The sequence below is a fragment of the Azospirillum sp. Sh1 genome (genome assembly GCF_008365135.1).
GTDB lineage: Bacteria > Pseudomonadota > Alphaproteobacteria > Azospirillales > Azospirillaceae > Azospirillum > Azospirillum oryzae.
This window is the reverse complement of the sequence record NZ_VTTK01000032.1, coordinates 71077-78897: the sequence shown is the minus strand read 5'-3', so window position 1 is coordinate 78897 and position 7821 is coordinate 71077. Positions and strand designations below refer to the sequence as shown.

Annotated in this window: 10 protein-coding genes; 2 read left to right on the top strand and 8 right to left on the bottom strand. The window is 67.7% G+C overall.

The window, feature by feature from the left end:
* The 5 genes from cobT to FZ029_RS25265 form a co-directional block, all read right to left on the bottom strand.
* The coding region (gene cobT / locus FZ029_RS25285) for a cobaltochelatase subunit CobT (RefSeq protein WP_247892491.1) at positions 1–1965 on the bottom strand (1965 nt) is incomplete at its 3' end.
* Positions 1966–1969: 4 nt separating this feature from the next.
* Entirely contained in the window at positions 1970–2368 is a 399-nt protein-coding gene (locus tag FZ029_RS25280; protein ID WP_149272456.1) for a type II toxin-antitoxin system VapC family toxin, read from the bottom strand.
* Complete coding sequence (locus tag FZ029_RS25275) at positions 2365–2877, bottom strand: ribbon-helix-helix domain-containing protein (protein ID WP_188052051.1); 513 nt, start codon at positions 2875–2877, stop codon at positions 2365–2367. The genes FZ029_RS25280 and FZ029_RS25275 overlap by 4 nt, the downstream gene beginning before the upstream one ends.
* Positions 2878–2960: 83 nt before the next feature.
* Positions 2961–3965, bottom strand: coding sequence for a cobaltochelatase subunit CobS (gene cobS, locus FZ029_RS25270; protein WP_149200762.1), 1005 nt, complete (start codon positions 3963–3965; stop codon positions 2961–2963).
* A gap of 74 nt (positions 3966–4039) precedes the next feature.
* Positions 4040–4624, bottom strand: a complete 585-nt coding sequence (locus FZ029_RS25265) for a DnaJ domain-containing protein (protein WP_109074989.1) — start codon at positions 4622–4624, stop codon at positions 4040–4042.
* Between the two features lie 211 nt (positions 4625–4835).
* On the opposite strand from FZ029_RS25265, the gene FZ029_RS25260 reads away from it, so the two are divergent.
* Both FZ029_RS25260 and FZ029_RS25255 read left to right on the top strand, forming a co-directional pair.
* Positions 4836–5111, top strand: coding sequence for a BolA family protein (locus FZ029_RS25260; protein WP_149272454.1), 276 nt, complete (start codon positions 4836–4838; stop codon positions 5109–5111).
* 256 nt (positions 5112–5367) lie between these two features.
* Positions 5368–5850, top strand: coding sequence for a ribbon-helix-helix domain-containing protein (locus FZ029_RS25255; RefSeq protein ID WP_149272453.1), 483 nt, complete (start codon positions 5368–5370; stop codon positions 5848–5850).
* A gap of 13 nt (positions 5851–5863) precedes the next feature.
* Here the strand turns inward: FZ029_RS25255 and FZ029_RS25250 are convergent, their stop codons facing one another.
* The 3 genes from FZ029_RS25250 to FZ029_RS25240 form a co-directional block, all read right to left on the bottom strand.
* Complete coding sequence (locus FZ029_RS25250) at positions 5864–6481, bottom strand: DUF2889 domain-containing protein (protein ID WP_149200758.1); 618 nt, start codon at positions 6479–6481, stop codon at positions 5864–5866.
* 114 nt (positions 6482–6595) lie between these two features.
* The gene (locus FZ029_RS25245; protein WP_149200757.1) at positions 6596–7057 is read right to left on the bottom strand and encodes a CBS domain-containing protein; all 462 of its coding nucleotides are present in this window, start codon (positions 7055–7057) and stop codon (positions 6596–6598) included.
* Positions 7058–7223: 166 nt separating this feature from the next.
* Positions 7224–7712 (bottom strand): SRPBCC family protein, encoded by a 489-nt coding sequence (locus FZ029_RS25240; protein WP_149272452.1) that lies wholly within the window; start codon positions 7710–7712, stop codon positions 7224–7226.
* Positions 7713–7821 lie beyond the last annotated feature (109 nt).

The following is a 7821-nucleotide window of genomic DNA, read 5'->3' as shown; positions in this document are numbered from 1 at the left end:
GGTGCCCGCGGGTAGGCATCCCCCCCGACCGGGGCCTCTTTTTCCAGCAAACTCCCAGCCAACTGGGGAACCCCCCCTCCCCGCTCCCTTCCCCCAACCCCCCCCGGGGCGCCCGCCGCGGCGGTCGTCCTCGTCGAACAGTTCGGCCAGCTTGTTCATCATCGTGCCGCCCAGCTGCTCCGCATCGACGATGGTCACGGCGCGGCGGTAGTAGCGGGTCACGTCGTGGCCGATGCCGATCGCCACCAGTTCCACCGGCGACCGCGTCTCAATCTGCTCGATGGTCTGGCGCAGGTGGCGTTCCAGATAGTTGCCGGCATTCACCGACAGAGTGGAGTCGTCCACCGGCGCGCCGTCGGAGATCACCATCAGGATGCGGCGTTGTTCCGGCCGGCCGAGCAGCCGGTTGTGCGCCCATTGCAGCGCCTCGCCGTCGATGTTCTCCTTCAGGATGCCTTCGCGCAGCATCAGACCCAGATTCTTGCGGGCCCGGCGCCACGGCATGTCGGCCGCCTTGTAGACGATGTGGCGCAGGTCGTTCAGGCGGCCGGGATGCGCCGGCTTGCCGGCGGCGACCCAAGCCTCGCGCGCCTGTCCGCCCTTCCAGGCGCGGGTGGTGAAGCCCAGCACCTCCACCTTCACCGCGCAGCGTTCCAGCGTGCGGGCGAGGATGTCGGCGCTCATCGCGGCGATGGAGATCGGCCGGCCGCGCATCGAGCCGGAATTGTCGATCAGCAGCGACACCACCGTGTCGCGGAAATCCATCTCCTTCTCCGCCTTGAAGGAGAGCGGCAGCACCGGGTTGGCGACGACGCGGGCCAGCCGGGCGGCGTCGAGGATGCCCTCCTCAAGATCGAAGTTCCAGGAGCGCTGCTGCTTGGCCATCAGCCGGCGCTGCAGCCGGTTCGCCAGCTTGGAGATCACGCCCTGCAGATTCTGCAATTGCTGGTCCAGCAGGTGGCGCAGCCGCTCCAGCTCCGCCGGGTCGCAGAGGTCGGCGGCATCGACCACCTCGTCATACTGGGTGGTGAAGGCCTTGTAGGCGTTGGGATCGGGCTCGTTGCGGCGGTTGACGTCGTTGCGCCAGGGCTGGCCGGGGCCGGCGGGCTCTTCCGCCCCCTCGCCCTCGCCCATCTCCATGTCGCCTTCCTCGCCGGCGCCCTCCTCGGCGCTCTCGCCGGCTTCCGACGAATCCTGCATGTCCGACGAGGCCATGGATTCGGAGTCGGACTGGTCCTCGTCCTGGCCGCGGGTCTGGCCGTGCTGGGGCGACTCCTCATCCTCGGAGGACTGGGTCTGCTGGTCCTCCTCCTCTTCCTGGTCGGCTTCCTGGCCGACTTCCATGTCGAGATCGGCCAGCAGGCGGCGGACGGCCTTGGCGTAGGCCTCCTGGTCGCCGGCATAGTTGGCCAACCCCTTCATGTCCCGGCCCAGCCGCTCCTCGATCCAGGGGCGCCAGAGGTCGACGGCATGGGCGGCGGCGGGCGGCGGCGGGGCGCCGGTCATCGCCTCGCGCGCCATCAGCCGCAACGCTTCGGACAGCGGCACCTGCCCGCGGTCCTCGAAGCGGTCGAAGCCCTGGCGGGCGTAGCGGTCTTCCAGCGCCGCTTCCAGGTTATGGGCGACGCCGGCCATGTCGCGGCTGCCCAGTGCCTCGCAGCGCGCCTGCTCCAACGCGTCGTAGGCCTGGCGCGCCGCATCGCCCAGCGGCATGCGGTGGGCATGAACGGTGGCATCGTGATAGCGCAGCCGCAGCGCCACGGCATCGGCCGCCCCGCGCAGCTTGGCGACCTCGACGGGGTTGAGGTCGCGCGCCGGCAGCGGCACCCGCACCCGCTGGCCCGACAGGCCCGGCGGATCGGACGAAAAGCCCACCTGCACCTCCGCCCGCCGGGACATGGCGCGCACCGTGGCGGTGGTGGACCGCTTGAAGGCCTCGACGGGGGAGTCGTTCTGGGTGGTCATTTCATCAAGCCGGATGTTGGAATTCGGGCAGGCGCGCGGCCTTCCGGTCGAAAGTCAACGTGCAGGCGCAGCCGGAGACCCGGTTGCCCACGGCGATCAGCCCGTCGGCGAAACCGGCCGGGCCGGCACGGTAACGCTCCAAGGCCTCAAGCGCCACCTCGCGGTCTTCGACGATCAGGTCCACAGTGTTCAGAAGCCGGTCGAGGATCGAGCAGATCTCTGCGCGCGGGCGTTTGTAGGCCCGCTCCATCACCCAGACGACCTCCGCCAGCACGACCCTGTTCACGAACAGCCGCTTGCCGTCCGCCACCGCGCGGCTGACGGCGCTGCGGGCGCGGGCGGCCTGTTCCTGGTCATCGTCGACGATCAGGCGGACGAGGGTGTTCGTGTCCAGTCCGATCATGTCCGCCGGAATCTCTCGGCGGCGGCATCCTGGATGGCCTCATCCATCTCCTCGACCGACACCGGCCGGTGGGATCGGCCGGCGATGCCGAACAGATCCTCGATCCGGTATCCCGGGATCCGGCGTTCCGGGCCGGGATGAGCAATGGTTGCCGCAACCTCGGGCAAAGCCAGCGGCGTACCGGCGAACGGGTCGGCGGAGACCGCCTTTCCTCCCTCGCAGGCCCGGCGATAGTAGCCAGTGATGTAGACCCGTAGCGCCGACGCCAGGGTCTGTGGCCCATCGTCCGGTGCCCGGTCGCCGCGGCGGGCGATGGCGGCGACCCGCTCCCGCACCAGATCGCACAGCTCCTCGACGGAACGTCCTTCCCGCTTCGCGATGTCCGCCAGGGCATCCCACAGGAAAGGTTCCAGAGGCGGTGAGGCCGGGGAAAGGGCGAGGCCGTGGTCGTCGTCGGTCACCTCGACCCGCAGGGAGTCGCCGGGACCGAGCCGAAGCCGGTCACGCACGCTTTGCGGAAGCGTGAGTTTTCCGTCCGGTCCGATCCATGCGTATCCCATCACTCTCCTCCGCCCGGTCTACCGGCCGCCTCTCACACGAGGTTCGCCTGGACCCCCGTCTCCGGCAGTTCTACGCCGAAGCAGCGCTGGTAGTATTCGGCAACCGTCGGCCGCTCCACCTCGTCGCACTTGTTGAGGAAGGTGATGCGGAAGGCGAAGGCGACGTCGTTGAAGATCTGCGCGTTCTCGGCCCAGGTGATGACCGTGCGCGGGCTCATGACGGTGGAGATGTCGCCGTTGATGAAGCCGGCGCGGGTCAGGTCGGCCAGCCGCACCATCGACGCCACCGTGTCGCGGCCCCTGGCGTCGTCGTACGACTTCACCTTGGCCTGGACGATCTTCATTTCGGCGTCGACCGGCAGGTAGTTCAGGGTCGCCACGATGTTCCAGCGGTCCATCTGGCCCTGGTTGATCTGCTGCGTGCCGTGATACAGGCCGGTGGTGTCGCCGAGGCCGACGGTGTTCGCGGTGGCGAACAGGCGGAAGGCCGGGTGGGGGCGGATGACGCGGTTCTGGTCGAGCAGCGTCAGCTTGCCTTCCACCTCCAGCACGCGTTGGATCACGAACATCACGTCGGGTCGGCCGGCGTCATATTCGTCGAACACCAGGGCGCAGGCATGCTGCAAGGCCCAGGGCAGGATGCCCTCGCGGTATTCGGTGACCTGCACGCCGTCGCGCAGCACGATGGCGTCCTTGCCCATCAGGTCGATGCGGCTGATGTGGCTGTCCAGGTTGACGCGGATGCAGGGCCAGTTCAGCCGCGCCGCCACCTGTTCGATGTGGGTCGACTTGCCGGTGCCGTGATAGCCCTGGACCATGACGCGGCGGTTGTAGGCGAAGCCGGCGAGGATGGCCAGCGTCGTGTCCCGGTCGAACCGGTAGGCGCTGTCGAGGTCGGGGACATGCTCCGAGCGCTGGCTGAAGGCCGGCACCTGCATGTCGCTGTCGATGCCGAAGACCTCGCGCACCGAGACCGTCGTGTCGGGTTTGTGGTCGAACAGGGCCGAGCTGGCCTGGGTCGCTCCTTGGGAAGCCATGGGTGGTTTCTTACGTTCCAGCGAGTGTCGGTTGTCCGGCGGCCGCGGGATCGACCCGGCCCGCCATCGGGGTTTCAGGCAGCATAACAGGCTTTCAGCGTATTGTAGGCCTGATTGATTTCTTTCAGGCGTTCTTCCGCAGCCTTGTCGCCGCCATTGGCATCGGGATGATGCTTTTTCGCAAGCTCCCGATAGCGTGCCTTGATGCGTGTGAAGTCCACGGGCGGCGTCAATTCCAGGACCGCCAGCGCCTTTTCCTCGTCGGTGCGGGCGTGGTGGCGCCGATGCGCCTTTTCCTCATCCTTCGTCTTGCCGGCCTCGTGACCGAATTCGAAACTGAAGCCGTTGACCACGCGCTCGCGGATGAAGCGCTCCTGCGTCGCCCATTTGCCGAGAGGCCAGCTCGGCCGCTGCCAGGTGGTGTCGCGCCGCACCTCCGCCTCGATCTGGTCGGTCGACATGCCGGCGTAATAGTCCCAGGCGCGGTTGTATTCCCGGACATGGTCCAGGCAGAACCACCAGTACTCGTTGAGACTGCTGCGGCTTTTCGGCGCACGGTATTCGCCCGCGGCGACGCACTCGGGGTGGTCGCACACACGGGTGGCCGCACGCGGAGCGGCGTAGCTGTCGTAACTGGAGCGGGTGCGGTTCCTGGTCATCGGGCAAGTATGGGAAGAGCCGATGCCTCTGGCAAGCGCGCCGAATCAGGCTTCCGTCATCCGCAATCCGCAGGGCGTTGCGCTTGACAGGCGCTTGACAGAAGCGGGGCTCGCACCCTCTCCTGGCTGCCGGCGCGGCCGACGGGAATCGCTTGCCCGGCGCCGCCCGTCCCACGCCTTCCCGACCAGCGCCCAGACATCAGGACCCGCCATGGAATACGCCACCCGCATCCGCGAAAAGCTGACCGCCGGACTGGCCCCGGACCGGCTCGAGGTCGTCGACGACAGCGCCCGCCATGCCGGCCATGCCGGGGCGGACGCCGCGGGGGAAACCCATTTCCACGTCACCGTCGTCTCCGCCGCCTTCGCCGGCAAGTCGCGGGTGGAGCGCCAGCGGATGGTCTACGCCCTGCTGGCCGACGAACTGCGCGAGCGCGTGCATGCGCTGGGCCTGGCCACTCATGCCCCCGGCGAAGCCGGGGCCTGACCGGACTCAACGGATCGGGCGCCGTCACGGATCGACCGTTCGCACGCTCCAAATAACGGGCGGATGGGCGCCGGAAATAGCATACATATGGATGCAACCAAGAGTCGATTTTAGAAAATCTTGTAAGAATGAAAGACGCTAGCGTGGTTGCAATTCCCGCCGCGTTTAGTAGAGTGCGATATATGCAACCATTTATCGCGCCGTGGCGGACACAAACTTCGCATGTCCGCCGGCGGCTTCGTGGAAGGGGCTGCGGATGGCGAAGCGTGGGCCGAAGAAGAAGCGGGTGAACACTCCCCAGACGGGGGTGGAACCGTTGAGGAGCCAGAACATCATGATCGGCGGGCACCGCACGAGCATGCGGCTGGAGCCGTCGATGTGGGATGCTCTGGAGGATATCGGCCGTCGGGAAGGTCTGACCGTCAACCGCCTCTGCACCCAGATCAAGGAGCGGATCGAGGAGCAGGCGCGCCGCCGGGGCATCAACCCGGAGGATGCGGATGTCACCCTGACATCCGCGGTGCGGGTCTTCATCGCCTCCTATTACCGCCGGGCCTGCACCGAGGACGGCCATCAGCGCGCCGGGCACGGCGGCAGCGATCCGTTCGTGGGCACGCCGTTCGACCTGCCGCCGTCCGACGAGGCCGAAGGCATCAAGGCCGCGGTGGCCGTCGGCGGCAATTTTCCGTCACCCGGACCGGTTCTGGCCGGTTCCGCCCATTCCCATCTGGACGCCTGAGCGGAATCGCGGCCTATTCCGCCGCCTCTTCGCGGGCATCGTCGTTTTCCGCGCCGGTGTAGTGCGCAGGCCAGTGCTTGCGCACCACCTCGCCATTGCTGTCGAAGATGTGGCACATGTTCAGCAGGGCCGGGCGCTTGCCGTCGTCCTGGGCCGGCTTGCCGGCTGCCTTGGCGCGTTCCGCCGCTTCGCGCGCCAGGATCGGGTAGACGGTCTGGAAGGCGGTGGTCGCCAACGGCCCCAGCAGTTCCACCAGATGGGTGCAGCCCTTCGGCCCGCCCAGCCGCTCCTTCACCGCGCGGGTCCAGCCTGGACCGACGCGCAGGCCGACCAGTTGCTGGAACCGCGGCGTGATGCTGCCGCAAGCCTTGTAGGGGCTGTGTTCGGTCACCGCCTCCACCGCCTGGACGGTCAGCTTGTCGTCCACCGTCAGGCGCATCCACATCTGGTGGATCGGCGTTCCCGGCTCCAGATGTCCGCGCTCCTCGGTGTGGAAGCCATAGCTCTTGACGTCGGTCAGGTGGCCTTCGATGTCCCACAGCCCGTCCGTGCGCCGGAATCCCTGGCAGGTGACGCGGCGGGTGTGGATCGGCTCGCGCGCGGCGGGGGCGGACAGCGAGGGCGCGGACATCGGGCGTTCCAGTTCAGCAGTGAGGATGGCTCACCCTCGACTATCGGCGGGGCCGGGCGCCCGGTCAACCCGACCCCGCCGCAATGCAGCGTTACCTATAGGTCAACCTTGCGGTCATCCCAGAGTGGCTTCCGCCGAATAACCGGTGCCGAACATGTAGGCTTCGCGGCTGCGCAGTTCGTCCTCCAGATGGGTGCGCACCACGGCGAAGAGGTCGCGGATCGACACCATGCCGACGACCTCGCCGCCCACCGCGATGGGCAGGTGGCGGTAATGGTGCCGTTCCATCAGTTCCAGCGCCGCCAGCGCGGTCGCCGACGGCTCCAGCGTATCCGGATCGGCGGTCATCACCGCGGACAGCCGGGTGGTGTCGGGGTCGAGTCCGGCCGCGACCACGCGGGCGGTCATGTCGCGCTCGGTGACGATGCCCTTCAGCGTGCGCCCTTCGGTGACCAGCACCGCGGCGATGCGCTTTTCAGCCATCAGCGTGGCGGCATCGCGCACGGTGGCGCCCGGCGGCAGGCAGGACAGCTCCTGGTTCTTGATGACGTCAGGCATCAGTCGGCGTGTCGGCATGTGTCCCGTCTCCCTCGTGATTGCAGGTTTTGTGGACGAACGATGCACTCGACCGCGATTTCGCAGCGCGGCATACCGATCCTGTCAGCTTAATGCACAGATAGTCAACAGAACCGATTGCTGGAAACTTACCGCATATCGCCGTATGTCTTTGCCGCCGGCGCGGTTACTGGCCGGATTCCAGCCGCTTGCGCAGCCCATCGAAGCCGCTGGTGTAGATGCCGGCGATGGCCTTGCGGGCTTCGGCGTCGGAGGCGCCCTTGGCCTCGAAGTGCGAGGACCAGGTGATGCGGGTGGTGTGGGCGTCCACCGCGCTCAGCCGGATGGTGGAGTTGTAGTTCTTCACCGGCAGCGGTCCGCTCAGCAGCGTGTAGCGCATCCGGTGCTTGGCGGCGGACAGGCCGGTCAGCCGCTCCTGGATGGCGCCGCCGCCCTTCAGCGCGATGTCGCGCTCCTGTTTGTTTCCGGTCTTGTGCAGAGTGCAGCTCTCCACCGCCGGGTGCCAGTCGCCGATGGCGCAGAAGGGGCCGATCTGCTTCCACACCTGATCGATCGGCGCCTTGATGGTCGCCTGCTCGCGCACCTCCAGCGCCATGGCCGGCGCCGCCGCCAGCAGCAGTACCGCCATCGCCGGCACGCCCATCATTGCCTTCATCGCCCATCCTCCCGGTTTCCGCCGCGGCGGGATGGCCGCGGTCTTGTCGGGGGAGTATGGGCGGGCAACCGTCGGCGCGGCTATTGTGCGAAAGGCGGATTGTCCGTGA